Genomic DNA, 20,812 nt, shown 5'->3' with positions numbered 1-20,812 from the left:
AGGACGCTTGTGTCCAAGTTGTTTTGAGTCAATACAGTAGAAAATTTTCACGCTGTAAAAGTAAACAGTTTTAGTGGCGGTTTTTTGATTAAGTTTATGAATTATAGTAATAAAAAAGAGAGTTTAAGTAGCTAAACTCTCTTTTTTGAAGTGGTATGAAATAGGGTTAAGTGTAATTAATTATTTACATTTTTGGCGCGTTCACCAAAAAACTTGCTACGCTGTTGTAACCACAAGTTTGGTTTTATTTCAGGCGCAGCTTGGTAATGGCGTTCAATGGTTTGATTAAGTACGCGTGTTGCTTGCTCGTAAGTGAGTTTTTGCTGCGCATTACCTAAGCTTTTTATTTCGTCGCGGCTCATTGCACGGCCGGCATAAAGCATGGCATTTAAGTAGCCTGGCTCGGTTTCAAAGTTGTCATCATTAAACAGCAGCACTGCGTCTTTGAGTGCCCAGCGGTTGTTTATTTCTCCATCTTCCTTTACACCCACTAGTTCGCCATCTATGTACACTTCAAATACGCCATTGGTAGGTGCAGTATAAAATACTAAAGCGACACGATGCCAAGAGTCGGATTGTGTATTGCCAAAATAGCCGCTGTCGCTGGTTGATTTACCATAACCACCACTTGGGTCAATAAATATGTCGGCATCGTCGGTTAAGTAGTTAACGGTATCCGCTTGAACAACCGCACGGTAAATATCTTGGCCTTCTGCTGGCCAGTATAAATCCATTACAAGTGTGTAGTCTGAAACCATGCCATCAGCGGCATAATCGCCGTTAGCGGCTGTGTTTAAGTTAATATGTAGGCCTTCGGTTGGTGCATGCCTTGAAAATGCCATTACACCTGACGGCCCATCACTCAAATCACTAATGCCCAGTTCGGCAGTAGTTTTATATTGAGTTTCTTCTGGGCCCCAGTCTTTTTCTTCAGGATCGAAGTAACTGAGTACTGAAGGTCCAAAATCTGCTGTAAGTGGGCTTGCTGTATTATCAAAATTCCATACCGTTATGTTTTCTTCGTTTGTACATGAAAACAGTTGATTGTTGGTATCTAGGTATAAGCACTGGCTTGTTCTAAATCGGGCGTACTGATCTAGTAACCACCATGCTTCGGCAATGGGTTCTACGTTTGAAAATGTGACACCATTAAAAAATAATTCAGGGTTAAGCGCTGCGCCTTTAAATAAAGCGACATCATAATTGCTGGTTGCTTGAATGTTTTCGGGTGTGAGTAAAAACCAGTCAGGTTGGCTTGCATACATAGATGTTAAGTCTGTACCTGTTACTGTTACTTTATATATTGCGTTAAAACCGGGTGTATTTGAAGGCTGTCTTTCTACGTAAAATGCTTCGTGAAAATCTTCTTGTGTGAGCGTGCCGGGTGTCCAACGCTTTTGAACCAGTTCGGGGTTTAAAAGTGCAGCTGTGATTGAACTTTCGTGTTGCGCGGCTAATGCTGTTATTTCAGCTAACTCAATTGCACTAGGGTAGTTTTCTGAAATAGCTATTTCGGTTTGTGCATCAGGCGCGTAACGGCCCATAATTTCATCTATGGCTTGCTTTGTCGGTTCATCACGTTCAGTGATGGTTTCAGTGGCAATCGTTTGATAGTTCACAACAGGTGATGTTTTATCAGCTAAATTAAACTCAAGTGTTAAGTCGGTTATCCCTTTTGCATAAAAGTCAGGTTGAATAACAATGGCGCCATTTTCTAGTGTATCAAAGCTTTCGCCGCCATGGGTATGGCCCCCTAATACTAAATCAATACCTGCAACGTCAGTTGCCATATCTGTGTCTAGGCCTACTCCTAGATGGCTTAGCATTACCATGTAATCAACATCATCACGGTATTGGTTTACAATGCTTTGTGCGACTTGTTGCCACTCCCAGCTCATTTTAAACTGTTTAATAAAATCAGGGATCGGATCATCTTGAATTGGTTCATCTAGCTCATTCCATGGCACTGAGGTCATGCCAAAGACACCAAGTGTAATACACCCTACTTGTACTTTTGCAAATCCTACGCCTGCAAAATCTTGTAGTTGCTCTGCTTCATAACGAGTATTACTAGCAAGTACAATTGCATTCTCGTCTTGGGAATAACTTAGTAATTTTTCAGGGCCCCAAGCATAATCATGATTTCCAACGACTCGCAGGTCAAACTGCATTGCTTTTATAGCTTCTTCTGTCGCGGTACCTTGTGATAATTGCTCAGCAACGGTGCCTTTTTCATAGTCGTCACCACCGTTTGTAAATAAGGTGTGCGGGGTTTGGCTTGCTACTTGGTTGTAGTAGGCTTTGATCCGGCTGAAATATTGCTCTTCATAGCCAAAGCGAGCATGTAAATCTGCAACGTGAACAAACCTTACCGATTGCTCTGTTGCATTAGCGTCGCAAGTTGGGCCGATATTTGCGAAAGCTTCATTGCGCTGCATTTGTATTGCATATGTGCCCAGTGTTGTTACTTGAGCGCTAACAAACCCATCTAAAACTATTGAATTTGTAACAGTATCCCAATTAGCGCCCGATAGTTTTGCGATAAACAGTTGTCCGCCTAATGCATAGTCATCAGGGATTTTTATTGTAATGGTAATAGGTTTTTCAAGAGTAAGCGTGGAGGGCGTAAGCGCATGTAAATCAGAAATTATATTTTGTTGTATATTCGTCTCATCTAATAATGTTTTCTCGTAGGTAAGCTCTACATCACTAGAAATAGCACTGGAAGGTGCATTAAATATAAAATTGCCTTCGTCTAATGTAGCCTCTAAACCATTAGCGCTTGATAGTGTTAATTTGCTAGGTTCAGGCTCAACAGGATCGTTTGGATTAACCGTCACTTCATCACCGCTACCACAGGCAGTTAGAATAAAGCTAAGAAATATAAATATAATAACACGTGATATCGTTAACGATTGCATCTACGGATGTCCCTGAGTCTATTCAATAACCAATCAGGATATAATATCAGTTAACGGGGGAAGGGCAAAGTTGAATAAAAAATTCCCCCATAGAAGCTATGGAGGAATTGTCTTAGGTTATATTGCTACATTTGAAATAAACAATAATTAAGAGACTTTCTCTTCTAAACCTTGTTTTTCCCATACTTTAGCTTTAAAAGTCATTAGTACTAAAACAACACCAACACCAATGCTAAATAATGCAATTTGTAAGTATAAGTTAGGAATTTCATCAACATTATTCGGATCGAAATTACCAGCAAGTAAACCTGCGATGATGTTACCGATTGAGTAAGTTAATACAAACACACCCATCATTTGGCCAGTGTAACGTTTAGGCGATAACTTACTTACAGCACTTAATGCTACAGGGCTTAAACAAAGCTCACCCACTGTATGTAAAAAGTACGTAGTAACAAGCCAGTAAGGCGCAACTTTTAAGCCTTCAGCTGCGTAATGAGCCGCCATAAACATAACTAAAAAGCCTGATGCCATGATAATTAAGCCAATTGCACATTTAACGCTGTAGCTAGGTGATACTAAGCTTTTAGATAAGTTAATCCAAAGCGCTGCAAAAAATGGCGATAAAGCAATAATAAACAGTGAGTTTAATGATTGAAACCACGTTGTAGGGATTTCAAAAGTACCAATAAGACGGTCAGTATAGTCGCGAGCAAATAAGTTTAATGATGAACCAGCTTGTTCAAAGCCAGACCAAAAACATGCAGATGCAATACATACTAAAAATAGTGCCCACATTCTTTGTTTTTCTGCATCTGTTAAATTACCTGTAAAGTAAATAACTCCAAAATAAACAAAAAAGATAATAGTAAATACAATGGCTGTGTAACCTGCAACTACAGTTGGATTAATAACAATAGCGCCGGTCATTGCAGCCGTAGTAACTGCAGCAGCTGCAATTACAAATGCAGCAATACCGCCCCATGCACGTGAAGTACCTTTAGAGCCTAATGGATTAGCCGGTAAAGCACTGTGCTTTGGTAAGTTATTAAGTGTGAGTTTGTACTGTACTAAACCAATGGCCATACCTACAGCTGCCGCACCAAATGCCCAGTGCCAGCCTACGTTCTCCATAAAGTAACCACATACGTAGTAACCTATTAAAGAACCCATGTTAATACCCATGTAATAAATAGCGTAACCGCCATCACGACGCTCATCAGCATCGCTATATAATTGGCCTACCATTGCACTGATATTTGGTTTTAGTAAACCAGTACCTGTTGCTACAAATATTAAGCCAACGAAGAAAGAATAATCATGTGGAATAGCCAAAATAATATGGCCAATCATAATAATTATGCCGCCATACCAAACTGCTTTTTGACCACCAAACAATCTATCAGCTAGCCACCCACCCGGTAAGCCTAAAAAGTATACTGCGCCTGTGTACAAACCATAGATTGCAGCAGCTGATGCAACAGTAAAGGCAAGGCCTTCTTCTTGTAAGCTTGCTGTCATGAATAATACGAGCATAGCTCGCATACCGTAATAACTCATTCGTTCCCACATTTCAGTGAAGAACAATGTCGAAAGTCCTTTAGGGTGGCCAAACCAACCACTATCTGGAGCTGAACTCATATTTACTTCCTAACTTTAAGAATTGTTGTAATGGCCTTATAATTTTTTGCTTTAGCTATCTTAATATTTAGTCATACTAAAATGCTCGACCATCAGTTTATTATTTGTAGCTAAGATAATGATTTGCTATGTGGTAGTAACACCAGAAGGTAAGAGACACACCCTTATCCTAGTTACAATTGAGCACAAGTATACATATACCTTAGTGCTAGGGGAAGTATTGCGCGGTGTATCACCTTATGCCAAGTTAGAACTCAGCATAAGGAACAATAGGGGTACCTGGGAACTCAAGCGTTCCATAAACAGGGTTAAAATAGTAACGTATGTAAAGTTGACCAAAGTTTGGTTCGTAAAAGTCAGAACGATCGATGGCTAAGTAGCCACCAAAGAACCAATTCGGCGTTATTCTATACTCAAAACTACCTTCAAGATTATATGAAACACCAGAACTTGTTTCACCTTCAAATACAGGGTCAACACCTGTTATTGATTCTCTATCATACGCAGCTATTTGCAAATCGCTATCGTTAGGGAAGAAATCAATAGATTGAGTTTTTGTTTGCGAGTACGAAACACCGGTTTTTAATCGATAAACAAAATCATCGCCCCAACGCGCGTCATAAGTGAGAGGCACGGATAGACCTACATAGTTTTGCGGACTGTAATAACCGCCGTGGCCCCAGGTTTCTTCACTTAAATTAAATTTATAGGCCCAATGCAATAAACTTGCACCCACTGTAAATTCGCGGTCTTGATTGCTTATCACACGATAATAGGTGCCGCCCATCAAGCGGTAGCGTTGGTTATCTTTTACGTTTTGACCTTTGTACAATGTAAAGTCAGCACTAGACCAAAATCCCCAATTGCCGCCTAAATCATGAGAAACATTAGCGGTTAAACCAGTTGAGCGAACCCCCCCCCAAATTTTACCAGTATTAACGTCTTCAAGGCCTGCATAGGCGAGTACTGAGCTGGTTACTGGTCGTTTTTCTAACTCAAGGCTATAGCCAAAGTCACCAAAGTCGCCCGAATAGTTAACACCCCATACAATGTCTTCGATTAAAAAGCCCAGTGGTGTTGTGCCAATATCTACGCGCCAGTTTTCGTTCTGCCAACCAATGCCAATATCAACGCCATCTTGCTCAGGACTTACCTCGTCAATACCACAGGTAAATATACACAAAGCGCCTTGACCGTATCGACTGCCAGCAAATTGCTCGTCAAATCGTGTTGTTTGCGCGCTAATACTTGTAGGATCTATTTTTACAAAGCCTTGCCCTTGCCAAAGCGGAAAGTACGCTTCAATAGGGACTAAACCAGCGCCCAATGTAGCCTCACTTTCAGTACTTACTTGTCCGCTAAAATTTACACCAACAGCAATGTAGGCTTGGTTTTTGTTTTGTTGGCTGAGTAGTTCTCGTTTGGCACCGTTTATATACCACTCGTCGTTTTCATTAATGCGCGAAAGTGATGCGTAGAGTTCTTTTTCATTTAGTTGACGATTAGGTGAAAGCGTTTGTGCGTACCACGTTTGTGCTTGCTCTGTTTCATTAAAATTAGCAGCAACTTGCGCGCCTAAATAACGAAGCTCTAAATCATTAGGTGCTTTTTGAATAAGCTGTTCAGCTAAGTAAAGGGCATCACCTGCGTAATTAAAATCGTTTAACGATTCCATAATTTGACGCTGAAAATAACTTTCTTGCGTTGTACTTTGTTCAATCGCGAGTTGTGTGACTTCTTTCGATTGGAAATCATCACCAAGCGCTCTGTAGGCTTTGGATATTGCCATTAAAGCTTGAGGTTCAATTAGCTGATTATTTTTTACTTTTTGTTCGTATAAAATAATCGCAGATTGGTTTTGTTCAAGTGCTAAGTTTGCATTTATTAGCGCAGTTGTTGTAGCTGATGAACTTGGGTATTTTTGATCAAGCTGATTTAGCTTCGCAATAAGATCACTGCCACTAAAATACTCAGAATAATAGGCATTTTGTAATTGCACAAACTGATCTATTTCACCCTCAGAGGCATTTTCAGGAAGCCGATATTGATTAAACCAATCCGTAGTCTGAGCTTTATTACCCTGTGCTAAAAGCCATTCTCCATACAACATATGCCAATAGGCTGATAATGAGGGGTCTTCAGCTAATGCGTCACGCATGAGTTTTAAAGCGTGGTTTTGTTCTTCTATGCTAAACCAGCTTCGTGCTAGCTCCGCTTTCATTGGTGGCGTTAAATTTTGTGCTTCTAACGCACTTAAGTGATAAATAGCAGCCGCTTTATTTTGAGAATTAATAAAACGTTCGCTTTGTGCTAAAGACTCATTAAGTTGTAACTGTTGTTCAAGAGATACAATGTCAGCATCGCGAGATTTAAATGGAATATACTGAAGCGTAGCAAGCGCACCTTGGTAATCATCTAAAGCGCGCAAAAACAGTGCATGGCTATACCTAAGCTGTGAATTTAGCGGAAATTGCCACAATACATTATTAAACAATGAGCGAGCTTTGTCGGTGAGTCCTTTTTGTTGATATATAAACGCTAAGTCGTAATATAACCAAGGCTCTTCTGGTGTTGCCTGAATAGCCTCTTTTAATATTTTTTCAGCCTCTTCTAACTCACCTGCTTCAGTTAGCTTTGTTGCCTTAGCTCTATACACGCTACTTAATGAGCTTAAATATGACGCTCTTAATATTTCTTTTTGTGAAAATGAAAGTCGATTAAAAAAAGAGGTGAGCGTTTTTTCACTTTGTTCAAGCTTTGCAATTTCAAGTAAGCCAAATAGGGCGCCTTCGTTTAAAGGCTCGCTTTTAAGCACCACTTGGTAGGTAAGCGCAGCTTGTGAATATAGCCCTTGGGCAAATTGTAAGGTGCCACGATTTACCAATACGGTATTAGGTTCTTCTTCTAATGCGGCGGCTAAATCGAGTTTTAGTTTAGCAACTCTAAATTCACTGCTATCTATAGCGTCTCTTGCTTGGCGAATATACAGCCAAAACTTAGCTGTTTTAGCCATGCTTTTAAGGGTATTTCGCTCTGCAAAGTCGGCAGTGTATTTTTGTGCACGTGTAAAATAATTATAGGCTTTACCATTTTCACCTAGTTGTAGGTAAAGTATGCCTAAGCTGTTCATGATTACGCCGTCAGTAGGGCGGCCTTTTAATGCTTTTAATAGAAGAGGTTCTGCTGCTTTTAACTTTTCTTGTTCGAGTAGATTATTGCCTTTTAACCAGAGCTGATAAGCCGGGTCGGCTAATAATTTTTGGCGTGCTTTTAATTGCTTTTTAAAGTCTTGATACTGTAACTCTCCCTTATTACTAAACGGGTAAAGTATAAAGTATTGCTGAAATTGCTTGTCAGTATTACTGTTTATTGGCATATTTTTTAATGCAGAGAGCCAAATACCTTCAACTTCATCACTAAAACCCGATGTCGATCCATACTTACTTAAAATACGCATTGCTGCTTTATCGCGTGGGTTACGTCTTAGCAAATGTCTGGCATAAGCAACTTCTATAGTGCCTAGGTTGTCATAGCGTTTTAATAATTGCTTGTAACCATTTTTAACCCCTTGCCATTGAGCGCTGTCTTGTGCATACCAGCCTAAATGCTCAAGCTCAAAGTTTAAAGTAGGATAAACATCATTAAATATTTTATTGTAAATTTGACGTGCTTGTTCATATCTGCCGGCACGAGCAAGCAGCTTTGCTTCTTGAATTACTGCCTTGTCTTTACCTTGAATACGAGACATAACCTTGAGTTTTTTTACGCAAGGTGTTTGTTGTGTTAGTTGGTTATCAAGCTTATTTAATAACAAGTTTGCCTGGTCTGTATTGCCATTCGTAAAGTCGTAATGTGCAAGCGCACATTGCGTTTCTATTCGCGTAGGGGCAATTGCAACCAATTTTTGCAGGCTATCTTCAACAAGTCTTTTGTTTTGTTGTGCTTCACCAATACTAATTTGGTTTAATAACCAATCAACCGATTGTGTATCAATATCATTTATTGTTGCGGCATTTAAATTAGTGCTTAGTGCCAATGTACAAGCTAAGGCCAACCTTAACGACATTCAGTGCTCCAAGTAGGTTGTAGCGTTCCATCAGCCGTTATTTTAAAGCGCTTGTTTACAGCACTTTCACCAAATAAATGCAATACACTGTCGTAATAACGTGTTTGCGTAAAAGACTTATCAATCATTAGCTTTTGCTGAATGGCCATTACTAGCTCATCATTACCTTGCTCTGCTAACAAAGGCAACAGGGCAGCGTTAAAGCCCAAAGGTCCTCTTTTTTCAGATTTACCTGATTGAGCGTACGTATTTAAAGGAACATAGCCGCGCTCTTCAATAGTATCCACAAATGGTGCAAACTGAGCAAGAAGCTCTTGTTTGTAGGGTGCATCTTTTGCCATCATACTTGCCCAAAGGTAAACACGAATTGCATTATAACTACCTAAATCTGTATTTTTTCTGTTGTAGTAAAAACCACGGTTTGAATCAAACATAACCCAATCAGGGCTAACGCCTTGCTGTGCGGTATCTAAAATTAGCTTAGCTGATCCTTCGTGCAGTTGGTGCCACGGTGAATGTGGATAAAGCTTTTTAAATTGCTGGTAAATAAATAACGGCGAGTAGCTAGGATTTAGCTTATAGCGCTCATTGTCAAACTCAAAACCGGCAGGTGCGGGGAGTAAAGACAGGCCAAGGCCCGTTATGTAGGCGGTTTCTTCTCTGATTATACGTTGAGCAAGCACTGCGGCTAAAATACTATAGCGGCGTTCATCCCATAAAATTGCCGCTTGCGATAAACTGTAGGCAATCCATAGGTCTGAATCTGACGCAGGGTTTGAATCTAAAATACCCCCTACGCGGTTTTTATCTAGTCCCCATTTCCATGCTGGTAAACGCGTACTTAAATCGCCCTCTGATAAATGCTCTTGGGTCCAATTTAAAACAGAATCAAAAGCGGCTTTATCGTTGGCAATAAGCGCAAAAAATAGTGCATATGATTGGCCTTCAGAGGTTGTGATACTTTGATCACTGCCCAAGTCAATAACGCGGCCGTCTTGGCTTATAAAATGATTTTTAAACACTTGCCACGACTGCCAAGGTTCGCACTGTTCAACTTGTGCGTTGGCATTGAAAGCAAATAGTGCCATCACAGTAAAAAACATATTAACGAGTGATTTCATTATTCGTCTCCTTCAGCTAAACGCTTGTAAGTTAGTGCTTGTAATAATCGCCATAAGATAAATGAGATCAGCAATAGCGTTAAAATAGACAGTAATGCCAAAATAAATGGATGATCAGATAAGTGAAACCACACTAATGTATGGACTGGGATATGGCCTACAAAGTATTGCTCATCTACTTGAATGGTTTTAATACCCTGTGAGTTGATAATGGCTGCACTACCTTTTACTTGAGCTAATTTTTCTGAGTTCATTAGAACATCGTCAAGTATAGTAAATGCATTTTGCGTCGTAGCACTCAACGAGACGATAGAGCGGTCTGAGTCAAACGGTGATTGAAACCCTGTTATAACAGCCATATCGCCACTACTTTTAATACTAACCTCTACTTTATCGGTCGTTTGTTCGTCGTATGCACCATTATAAATTGCTTGTTTAATTGCGCGCTGATTATTGTTAAGCAAAACATTTGTTTGTGCATCTTCATCTAAGTCATTAGCAATACTGTTAGGTTTAGCAATAACGAGTATGTCTTTATCATCTAAATCAGCGTCCTCATTTAAATGAGCAACACTCATTCTGTGGGTTGGGTAGCCGGTGATTGCGCCAAAGTGCCCCGTTAAGTTAAATAAAACGGTTAAAGCATTAGGTGTTGGGTTTTCATCAATAAGTACAAGTGTTTTTTGTAAATCAGCATATTTGGTAAAAGGAAAGCCACTATTAGCAAATACGTTCAGATCTGGTAATGCGATGTAGTGATCAAATTCACTTACGTCAATGCTTGAATCGCCATCAATAACACCAAACTCACCGCCAGGAGGTGCAACAGCACATTCGCCTTTTTTGAGTACGCCAAACCTAAAGTCAAAGTTAAGTTCATTTCTGTTAGCTAAATTAATGCCATTGACAGAAAAGCCTTCTGTACTTTGTGTGGTGTCAGTATTGGCAACTAGTGGCAACAACGCTTGTGTTGTTTGTAATAAATCGTTGTTTTCATCTAGTAAAAAACCACTTATAAATTCTTGGTTTATTAGCATATTTAAACGAGAGTCGATGGCTTCTGATTCTGGCGTGCTACGGTACTGAAGAGTAATAGGTATTCCTCTTTCACGCCACGTGAATAGATCAGGTGCAAAGCGAATGTTTAGTTTTACTGGACCATTATTAAGACCTTGCGCCTGTAGTTGCGTAGGGTAGTCAATAAGCTCGTCAAAATGCACTGGACGATCGCTTCTAAGCCAGCGTGGTGCATCATACGCTTTTCGAAGTGGCAACTGATTTATGGCTTCAATACTTGCGCTTCTTCCAGTCATTACTTTGTGGCCAAATGCAAGGCCAGTCACCGCTGTTTTTAAATCAGCTTCATCACGGCCCAATATCAGTAACATTTTATAATAACGATTAAATGGGTTTGAAATGATTTCAATCGTTGGTTTTTCAACATCTGGGTAATCTTTCAAAAAATCAGGTTTTGAATCATTAGTAATAAAAACCACACTGTGTTGATCAGGCGATTTATTTAACGTTACGGGAAAATTAAATCCACGCCAATCAGCTTGGGCTCCAAACCAACTCGATAGCGTTGCTGCTGCCTCAATAGCTTGGGTATTGGGTGTTTTAGCAAATACAAATGGAAGGTTAAGCTTGTTGTAATCCTTTTCATCAAAAAACGGCTCTGGGAGGTATTCTAAACGGCTATCGATAGCAAGCTGCTTTTGGTCGAGCGTTATGTTGCTTGATTTATTTATTTCTGTCCAAATAGTACGGCTGAAGTAGTCTTGACATCTAAGGTCGTAATAACCAACCAATTCAAAGCGGACTTGGTTGTAATCTTGAATGTATTTAGCGTTAAGATCGAGGCTATGCTGCACTGTGTTCTTTACAATACTAAGTTGTTCGTTAATAGGTAAAACAGTGACTAAATTATCATTAAAGTATACTTTTAAGTGCGAAACATTCGCGATTAATGAAGGCGAGTTAGTATACGAAAAGTTAAGCTTTAAATTGGTGCTCAATTTATCTATTCGGTTTGTAAAGTCAACGCGGGAGTTATTATTTACCCCGTTGAGCCTAAAACCTGTAAAGCCTAACGCTTCAAAATCTAAGCGTAAACTCGACACCTGAGCGCTCTCAGGGTATCCATTAATGAACATTGATTTATTTTGTAATGGCTCAATTGCATGCGCAAAATAAGCGCAACAAATAAGCGACAATGTTAGGGATATATTAAGCAACTTTTTAATCATAATTATTATGCACTATTGGTCTTTTTGGAGTAAATGAGTTTACGTATACAACTAAATTAGTCATAAACTGAATGATAGGTTGAAGCACTCTTGGTGCGTGGAAGAGCAAGTTACTAAACCCTCTGAGGCTTGTTTTTTGCACTTCTTTAAAACTGTAAGATGGGCGGTCATGTCTAAAGTTATTTTGCCAGTCAAGCCACGCATCAGCTCGTGAAAATGTACATTGTATAAACGCGCGCTGTTTTTCAAGAGATAAATCTTTAATGGTTAAGCCAATTTGATTACCCCGAGTATTACAAACATGGGTAGTAAACGAAAATTGCTTATTACCGCGGCTCATTAATAATTCTATTTTATCGTTTACACGACAAGCATGTGCATGGTCGGTTTCTATTCCTACGCCGTTATCGGAGTAATCTGTAATTTTTACTTTTAATGTGTGGCCATTTGCTAAACGAACTCCCGCTGGGAAGTTTGCTTTAATACGGTGTGAATGCCTCACTTGGCGTGCTTCTGCTGCCACGGCAACCGCAGCACCCAAAATGATAATATTATAAAGCGCCCACCCCATACTAATCAGCAGTACACCAACTTGCGTAGGGTCGCCAAAAAACAGGCGTAAAATACCAATTAACATACCTACTAAATTAATGGCGAGTAAAACCAAATATGGCTTAGAAATACCCCAGTCATAATGCTCTTTATCGTTTAAGCCACCTTTTTCGGTAACGTTAAATTTACCTTTGTTTGGATTAAACAAAGCAACTGTTGTTGGCTTTAATATGTACCAAGCAAGCACAGATTCGTAAACTTCGCCCCAAAACGAATAGCGATACTTACCTTGTATTCGTGAGTTAGTTGCTTTTATCTGAATAAGTGTAGGTACAACGTAGATAAAAATAGCTAAAAATGGCGCGTAAATAATGTATGCATTAAAGTATATAAGTGCCAGGGGCGCGGTTAAAAATACAATGCGCGGAATACCTGATAGAAAATGCAGCATAGCATTTAAGTAACAAAGTCGCTGAGGTATGTTCAAGCCTTTGCCTAACAGCGGGTTATCGAGCCTAAATATTTGCGCCATGCCCCGTGCCCAACGAATTCGCTGGCCAATATGAGCCGATAAACTGTCAGTGGCAAGGCCAGCAGCTTGAGGAATATTTATATAGGCAGTTTTATAACCTGCGCGTTGCATTCGCAGTGCAGTATGAGCATCCTCGGTGACGGTTTCAAAAGCAAAGCCACCTATTTCATCAAGCGCTTCTCTTTTGAGTACCGCACACGAACCACAAAAGAACGTAGCATCCCACATATCGTTTCCGTCTTGAATAAGCCCGTAAAACAACATGTTTTCATTTGGAATTTGACTGTGGTTATTTAAGTTTCTCTCAAATGGATCTGCTGAGAAAAAATGATGTGGTGTTTGTACTAAACACACTTTACTGTCTTTTAAAAACTGTCCCATAGTCATTTGCAAAAATGAACGAGCAGGTACGTGGTCGCAATCAAAAATGGCAATATAATCACCATCTGTGTAGCGCATAGCACTATTCATGTTACCGGCTTTTGCATGGTTATTATCTGGTCTTGTTAAATAACCTGCACCAACTTGTTTAGCAAATTCAGCAAACTCAGGGCGTTTACCATCATCTAAAATATAGACTTTTAGTTTATCTGCTGGCCAATCTATGCTTAAAGCGGCAAGGGTAGTCGGCCTTACAACACTTAAAGGCTCGTTGTAAGTAGGAATGTAAATATCTACCGTTGGCCATAAGTCAGTATTTTTTGGCAACATGACAGGTTTTCTTTCAAGTGGGTTAATAGTTTGAAAAAAACCTAAAATAAGTACCATCCATGCGTATGTTTCTGCTAGTAACAAGCCTGCACCTAATGTAAGTGCTAAAGGGTCATCCCAGTTAAGTGTTTCAGTGTATCGCCACCACAAGTATCGAGAAGATGTAGTGACAGATAAGGTGATCATTACAATCGTGGCCATATGGCCTTTTACGCGTTTGAGCGCGTAAGCAACCAGTAAAATAAAGCTAATAAACACCGCTTGCGCTTCAAGGCTAAAGGGAATAGTAACAAATATGGCAAGCAAGAATAATATCAGTGCAACAACGATGTATTTAATAAGTTTGTTCTGCCAAATACGAGCGTCGGCCATTGTTTTAAAAGCACTTTTTTTAGGCTTGTTGTTTTTGGAAAAAAGGCGCCTTATTAATCGGCCTAATTTAAGGTCGTACCAACGAAGTTGCCTTAGGCTGTAACTGACTCCATCATAAAAATAATTTACAGCATGCTTTTTTATAGACACTGATTTTCTTTTGGGTTTATGAACAGCAAAAAGCAAAAATATGCTCTGAATAACAAAGCGTATAATATTGGAATAGATATAAGTTCTGTATGGCAATCTTAAATGTGGATAATAGTTATATAACGCTAACTCAAAGTTTTCTTTGTTCTTTTTAATATTCACAAATAATGAACAGAACAAAGTTATGAAGGGCATTAAAAAGGCTTCAATTACATTTACTTTGTGCTGATTAAAGTAACTATGAAATTTAAATAAAATGTAACGCACAAGCTTATCAGTGAATAATATACTCAATAGAATATACAATGTACTGTGTATGGGCCTTTTGTAAAAAAGAGTAAAGCTCATCGTCAGTTCGCCGCCTTGCTTACAAGCCAACCGGCCAGTGTTTCAAAGTCATCGTTCGCTACACTGTATGGTGCGCAATTAAGGGCTACATTACGATTAGCTGTGGCCTCTTTAATAACTTCATCACTGTTGATAAAAAACGGCGCCATAAATGGCAATGTAGATTGCCAAAGAGAAAATAGATCAAATTCTAACACTGAGGCTGCGTTGTAACGATTAACGACAAAAAAGTGTTTCCAGCTTGACTCTACTGACTTAAGGGTTTGTAGGCGCTTGTATATGAGGCTATGACAAATTGCATCGCAAGTGACTAGCTCAATAACAATATCGTTTTCTTCTAACGGATAGTGAGAAATATTAATGTGTGAAGGGCAGTCGAATAATATCCAAGCAGATTCTTTATAGTCCAGTTTTTTGCAATTGTTAATTGTGGCTATAATTTCATCTAGCGTTGCTTCGTTATCGCCATGGGGTAAAAAAAGAACGCCATCGCTGTCTTTACGAAAATGCAATAACGCATCGTCAAAAGTACTCTCGTTGCTCCAACCTTTTGTGGCTGTCCACTTAAGGCCAAAGTGCAAACCAAGGTCACTTTTAGCATCTAGGTCTATTGCAACCACATCAACATCAGATTTTTTCAAAACGCACGCTAAGTTTGCAACAACTGATGTGCTACCTATGCCGCCTTTGATACCTTTAATAAAAATCCTTTGCAATGGAGTTTACCTTTTTTATTTTTTTTCTTTAGATGTTTTTATTGCGTCATCAATTTCTTTCAATAGCGCATACTTGTTAATTGTTTTTTGATTTTTTTGTGTATTCATAATTTCTATATAGTCGTCACTTTTTCCACCAAAACGGCGAGCTAGGTTTTCTATGTCACTTGATGTGAGTATTTGTGAGCTTTTTGTAGCTAAATTGTTCATCACAACCTTTGTAAGCGTAATATTTATTTTTATTAAAAGTGGACAATATTTGGCTATTATATATAGAATAGCGGGTAAAACTAGTAAAAAAGTATTTTTTTGAGGACGTTTTAAGTGCATAACTTTAACATAACGGGTTTAGAGCCGGCTGCAAAAGAGTTAAAATCGGCTTCAAGTTATGCTGTTTTAGCGCCTTTAGACAATTTTGTAGTTGAATTTGCTTTACATGCAATTAACCAAAATTGCGCAAACGATATTTACATTGTTTCTCAAGACGTTGAATCTTTTTTTGAGTCGTCATTTTCTGCAGCAATTAATACTGCGTACAAACGTAGTAAAGTTCATCCATTTTCTCTCTCATCTGAGACACAGCATTACTCAATAGAGCGAATAAACAAAGGTATAATTAAAGAGATAGGCGCGTATAAAAAATTAAAAAATGCGCTAGTGTTTATTCACTTCAATACAGAGCTACTTAGTGCAGCAACCGAAGCTAGCACAAAAGCAATAATGAACGATTACAGTGAGTTTGCAAAAAAAACAGGGGTTACCTTATTATTTTTGTTATCTGGTCCAGAAGTAACACACTATCGATTTTTAATAAGGCAGCTTAATAAATCTTTTGATGGATTAATTTTTGTAGATAATGATTCCGCTACCCGCGTTTTAGAGTACGATTATTGGCATCACACTACGGGTGTATTTGCTGATATGCAGTTTCAACTTTCGCTTGAAGATAATCAGTTTTTGGTACAAGAGGGAACTGTAAACGATCTAAAAGTATTCAATGGCTCGCATTTTCCAGATGAGGACGATGTTTGGTTAGTGCAAAGCGCGGTACCAATCGGTACAAAATTGCCTACGCATTATTATACCGCAAAAGACAATAATGAGCTGTTTGACAAAGGCCCCAAATTAAAAGCGGCAACATTGGTGTTTGCTGTTACGCGTTACACAGATTTAGTACTGCTTGGTAAACAGTGCTTTGAACTCAGAAAAAGCTGCGGTCGTTGGTTGAAATTGGTAGTACAAAATGTTGATGGCGTTATTCGCCATCAAGATGAATGTTTATTTTTAACTTTAGGCGTTAACCTTATTTTGTATAGCTTTTCTGAACCTTCGCGATTATTATCTCAAATTCAATCTATTCAAGGGTTTCAATTTTCTAGACCGTTACCGCCATCTGTCGAGCACGTTCTGAAATATACTGAAAATACGTTTTCTAAAGGCTATTTACCTTTTGATGAATTTACGCGCCAAGTAGAGGTTCATAGTGACTCGGCTGTTAATCTGGGTGTTAGCGGCGTGTTGGTTAAGCTTGAGTTACTACCCCGCATAGAGCCCATTCACCCTTTACACTTGTTTCATATTAAGCGTGAAGGGGATGTATTTAGCCTTGCAAATAACACCGTGTATTTGTACTTGCATGCGTGTAGAGAGAACGACGTAAATAATGCAATTAAGCATTTATTCAAGCTACAAACGAGTGACTTTTTTGTGCAGCAAAATGTTATTTCAGATCATTTTCATATACAGCAAGAATGTAAGCAATTAAGGCGGCTTTATAGCGGTAAACATGTTACTGATTATTCTAAACAGTTAACAGAGAATGATAGCTATAAGTTTGAACCCGGTGTGTCAAAAGGGATTACTGAGTCGTTAGACACACCTGAGTTTACAAATGATGCGCGCCCCGATGCTGTGTCATTTGTAATGAGATTAAAGGCTTAACCAATGAGTATCAATCAGCTTTTTATTACCGTTATTTTGGCAATTATAGTCGGTATTGTGCTTTGTATGTCGGCAACTCAAATATTGGCCAGAGTAAAAACATATTATTACAAGCTTACTTTTAAACACGAAGTACTTGAACCTTATACACCGAATAAAAAAAAGAAGGATGAGCAGTGAAATTATCAGGTTTAGGAGCGTGGAATCTTTATTTCTTAGCTAAATTTGCCTTGTTTTATTACGGCGCAATTGATTTTAATGTATTAACCAATGCTGCCCTTGCAGCACTTTTAGCAATCAAATTTAATAAATCGACTTTTGAAAAGTTAAAACATGTACTTGGTGGTATTTTTGCGATTATCATACTTTACCAAGACTCTTGGTTGCCGCCAATAAATAGGCTGACAAAGCAAGCTGGTAATGTTCAAGATTTCAGCTTTGGTTATTTTTTTGAACTTTTAGCACGTGTAATCAGTGTAGATATGCTATTGGCATTATTCGTTATTACCGTGTGTTTTTGGTATACATCTCAGTGGTTACGTTTTACAACAATTACAATTGTTGGGCTGCTTTTGATTGGATGGCAAGGAGAGGGTGAACAACCAGGCACAGTAGTAAATGCCAAATCTACAAATACAACAATTAGAAATGAGCCTACTAATCAAGCACAAGTCATTACTCGCGAAAGCCAAACGCCTGATCAAAAATTGTCAGACTTTTATCAACAACAAAGCCATTTAATTAGCCATTTTCCTTCGCAAGTTAATGGCGAACTGTTCGATGTCATCGTTTTAAATATTTGTTCAATGGCGATTGATGATTTGAACGCTATTGGCGTTAGTGTTGAAGACATGTTTAATGATTTTGATGTGGTGTTTTCAGATTTTAACTCAGCAACATCATACAGTGGGCCTGCAGCTATAAGGCTTTTACGCGCAAGTTGTGGGCAAACAAGCCAAACGGCCTTATTTAGTGATGCACCAGAGCAATGTTATCTATTTAAAAACTTAGAAAAATTAGGGTATCAAAGCAGCGTTGTGATGAACCACGATGGCCACTTCGATGACTTTAAAGGTTTGGTTAATCGCTTTGGTGGCCTAAACGATAAACCACTTAATATTGATTCGCTTCCAGTAGCGCAATACGGTTTTGACGACAGTCCTATTTATTCTGACGGTGCAGTGCTAGATAGTTGGCTTAAAAATGAAGCGCAAGATTGTGAGCCGTGTGCAATGTATTACAACACAACAAGCCTTCACGATGGTAACCAGCTGGCCAATAAAAAACGCATGAACAGCCTTGAAAGTTACCCAATCAGGCACGCTAATTTATTATCTGATATTAATCGTTTTATTCAAAACCTTGAAAAGCGCGGCCGTAATGTCATGTTAATGGTAGTACCCGAACATGGTGCAGCATTAAAAGGTGACAAGGTACAGTTTGCTGGCCTTCGTGAAATACCAAGCCCTACTATTGTATCTGTACCAGCTGCTATAAAATTTATTGGCCCAGACGTTAAAAGTTATTCGCAAATTATGATTAACGAATCGACTAGTTACTTTGCCTTATCTGAAATTGTTGCAAAAACACTTGAGACAAATGTTTTTGGGGGTAATAACAGCATTGCCAATTTAGTTGAAAACTTGCCAAAAGCACCAAAAGTTGCTGAAAATGCCGGCACAATCATGATGTATGTTAATAAACGACCTTACATACAACTTGATGGCGAAGAATGGTCTGCTTACCCTCAAGGTTAAAAGTAATTTAGCTACGCAGCAGGCTAGCTCTGCTGTGTAGCGTGTTTATGTTGTTATTCTTATGTGTTAATTAAAACGCAGACTTGTCCAAAAATGTTTACAATAAGCTACCTTATCAAAGCGACTTAGCGTATTATTCGGCTAATTTAGTTTTTACTGCTTTGAGGATGTATGCGTCTAGATATTCACTGTGCTGATAGGATCGGTATAGCCCAAGAAATCCTTAATATTTTAGTTAACTACAGTGTTGATTTAAAAGGTATTGAGGTCGATTCTGTCAATTGCCGTATGTATGTGAGCTTTCCAGAAATAGAGTTTGAGCAGTTTCAAAAAATCATGCCTTCTATCCGTCTGATTGATGGTGTGCATGATGTACGCACTACCGCATTTCTCCCTTCTGAGCGAGAGCATAACGAATTAAATACCTTGTTACGTGCATTGCCTGATGGTGTTATCTCTATTGATGCCAAAGGGTGGGTACGTTTATGCAACGATGCAGCATGTAAAGACTTACAGCTAATTGAAAAAGACGTGATTGGTGCAAATATTAATAACCTGCTTAAGGGCTTTAACTTTACACGCTGGTTAGAAGGTAAAGAAGTACTCGGACAAACTACTCGCGTTGAAGTTGCTGGTGAGGATTTTATTGCAGACATTTTGCCAATTGCAGTTCCTCAAGGTAGTGAAGGTGATGTACTTGCTGGTGCGGTTATTAATATTAAATCGCAAAGTCGCTTAGGGCAGCAAGTCAGTGCGTTTAGACGTTACGGGCAAGAAAGCTTTGCCACTATTCATAACTTTAGTACGGCAATGCGCCGAGTTGTGCGCGAAGCCCGAAAAATGGCGCAACTAGAAGCCCCTATTTTGATTACTGGTGAAACAGGAACAGGTAAAGAGTTATTAGCTAGAGCGTGCCATTACGCATCTAATCGTTCTGTTAAACCTTTTATTGCTCTGTCGTGTGCTTCTCTTCCTGATGATGTTGCTGAGTCTGAATTATTTGGTTATGCCGGGTACGAAGAAAATGCAGCGCCAAAGCGCGGTGTATTAGAGCAAGCCGATGGTGGAACTGTATTTTTAGATGAAGTTGGCGAAATGTCGACTCAACTACAAACTAAGTTACTGCGTTTTTTACAAGATGGTACGTTTAGAAAAGTAGGCGATGAGAACGAAGTTAAAGTAAATGTACGTATTGTTGCTGCTACTCAAAAAGACTTACCTGCAATGGTACAAGAAGGGGTTTTTAGAGAAGACTTATATTACCGTATAAACGTGCTTACTTTAGAAATAGCGCCACTAAGAGATAGAAAAGCAGATGTAGGACCACTTGCAGAGCATTTTATTCAAAAATATGCGCAACAAAATGGTCATGCAATTCCTGTTTTATCACAAGAGTGTTTGAGCTTTTTACAAGAGTATCCGTGGCCAGGAAATGTTCGCCAGCTTGAAAATGCAATTTACCGTGCAGTGTCGTTACTAGATGATAGCGAGCTTCGCGTAGAGCATTTACAGTTACCCACTTTTACTCACGATTTAGGGTATTTAGAGTCTGATTTTGAAGGTTCGTTAGATCAAGCGGTTAAACGTTTTGAAGCGACCTTACTTCGTAAACTCTACCCAGCTTATCCAAGCTCACGCCAGTTAGCTAAGCGATTGGGCCTAAGTCACACCGCTGTAGCTAACAAGTTACGTGATTACGGTATTAACCGAAAAACAGTAAAAGTGTAATTAACATAAA

General features: G+C 39.0%; 12 protein-coding genes. 4 read left to right on the top strand and 8 right to left on the bottom strand.

Annotated features, from left to right (window positions below; genetic code table 11):
- Nucleotides 1–176 precede the first annotated feature (176 nt).
- From H5159_RS09890 to bcsR, 8 genes are all read right to left on the bottom strand, one after another.
- The gene (locus tag H5159_RS09890) at nt 177–2,921 is read right to left on the bottom strand and encodes a metallophosphoesterase (RefSeq protein ID WP_182780217.1); all 2,745 of its coding nucleotides are present in this window, start codon (nt 2,919–2,921) and stop codon (nt 177–179) included.
- A gap of 147 nt (nt 2,922–3,068) precedes the next feature.
- The gene (locus H5159_RS09885; protein WP_024598453.1) at nt 3,069–4,562 is read right to left on the bottom strand and encodes a peptide MFS transporter; all 1,494 of its coding nucleotides are present in this window, start codon (nt 4,560–4,562) and stop codon (nt 3,069–3,071) included.
- A gap of 247 nt (nt 4,563–4,809) precedes the next feature.
- Nucleotides 4,810–8,628 carry a cellulose synthase subunit BcsC-related outer membrane protein gene (locus tag H5159_RS09880; protein ID WP_182780216.1) on the bottom strand — a complete coding sequence of 1,273 codons (3,819 nt, stop codon included), beginning with the start codon at nt 8,626–8,628 and terminating at the stop codon, nt 4,810–4,812.
- Nucleotides 8,619–9,749 (bottom strand): cellulose synthase complex periplasmic endoglucanase BcsZ, encoded by a 1,131-nt coding sequence (gene bcsZ, locus H5159_RS09875; protein WP_182712578.1) that lies wholly within the window; start codon nt 9,747–9,749, stop codon nt 8,619–8,621. Before bcsZ ends, H5159_RS09880 begins: the two co-directional genes overlap by 10 nt.
- Nucleotides 9,749–11,995, bottom strand: coding sequence for a cellulose biosynthesis cyclic di-GMP-binding regulatory protein BcsB (bcsB, locus tag H5159_RS09870; protein WP_182748648.1), 2,247 nt, complete (start codon nt 11,993–11,995; stop codon nt 9,749–9,751). The genes bcsZ and bcsB overlap by 1 nt, the downstream gene beginning before the upstream one ends.
- A complete protein-coding gene (bcsA, locus tag H5159_RS09865) occupies nt 11,988–14,660 on the bottom strand; it encodes a UDP-forming cellulose synthase catalytic subunit (RefSeq protein ID WP_182780215.1) in 2,673 nt (890 codons plus the stop codon). Before bcsA ends, bcsB begins: the two co-directional genes overlap by 8 nt.
- A 2-nt stretch (nt 14,661–14,662) precedes the next feature.
- The gene (gene bcsQ / locus H5159_RS09860; protein WP_182693947.1) at nt 14,663–15,376 is read right to left on the bottom strand and encodes a cellulose biosynthesis protein BcsQ; all 714 of its coding nucleotides are present in this window, start codon (nt 15,374–15,376) and stop codon (nt 14,663–14,665) included.
- Nucleotides 15,377–15,391: 15 nt separating this feature from the next.
- Nucleotides 15,392–15,586: a BcsR/BcsP family cellulose biosynthesis protein gene (gene bcsR / locus H5159_RS09855; RefSeq protein WP_058429545.1), complete on the bottom strand. Its 195-nt coding sequence runs from the start codon at nt 15,584–15,586 to the stop codon at nt 15,392–15,394.
- Nucleotides 15,587–15,700: 114 nt separating this feature from the next.
- Between bcsR and bcsE the strand changes: the two genes are divergently transcribed.
- From bcsE to tyrR, 4 genes are all read left to right on the top strand, one after another.
- Nucleotides 15,701–17,317: a cellulose biosynthesis protein BcsE gene (gene bcsE, locus H5159_RS09850; protein WP_182694360.1), complete on the top strand. Its 1,617-nt coding sequence runs from the start codon at nt 15,701–15,703 to the stop codon at nt 17,315–17,317.
- A gap of 3 nt (nt 17,318–17,320) precedes the next feature.
- Nucleotides 17,321–17,497, top strand: coding sequence for a hypothetical protein (locus H5159_RS09845; protein WP_006791404.1), 177 nt, complete (start codon nt 17,321–17,323; stop codon nt 17,495–17,497).
- On the top strand, nt 17,494–19,074 hold the full coding sequence (gene bcsG / locus H5159_RS09840; protein WP_182712582.1) for a cellulose biosynthesis protein BcsG: 1,581 nt from the start codon (nt 17,494–17,496) through the stop codon (nt 19,072–19,074). Before H5159_RS09845 ends, bcsG begins: the two co-directional genes overlap by 4 nt.
- 171 nt (nt 19,075–19,245) lie before the next feature.
- Complete coding sequence (tyrR, locus tag H5159_RS09835; RefSeq protein WP_010555118.1) at nt 19,246–20,802, top strand: transcriptional regulator TyrR; 1,557 nt, start codon at nt 19,246–19,248, stop codon at nt 20,800–20,802.
- Nucleotides 20,803–20,812: the final 10 nt, after the last annotated feature.

Origin of the sequence: Pseudoalteromonas sp. SG43-1 (assembly GCF_014164415.1) — a bacterium.
Taxonomy (GTDB): Bacteria; Pseudomonadota; Gammaproteobacteria; order Enterobacterales; family Alteromonadaceae; genus Pseudoalteromonas; species Pseudoalteromonas distincta.
Note: the sequence above shows the minus strand (reverse complement) of the source record. Positions and strands in the feature narration are given on the sequence as shown.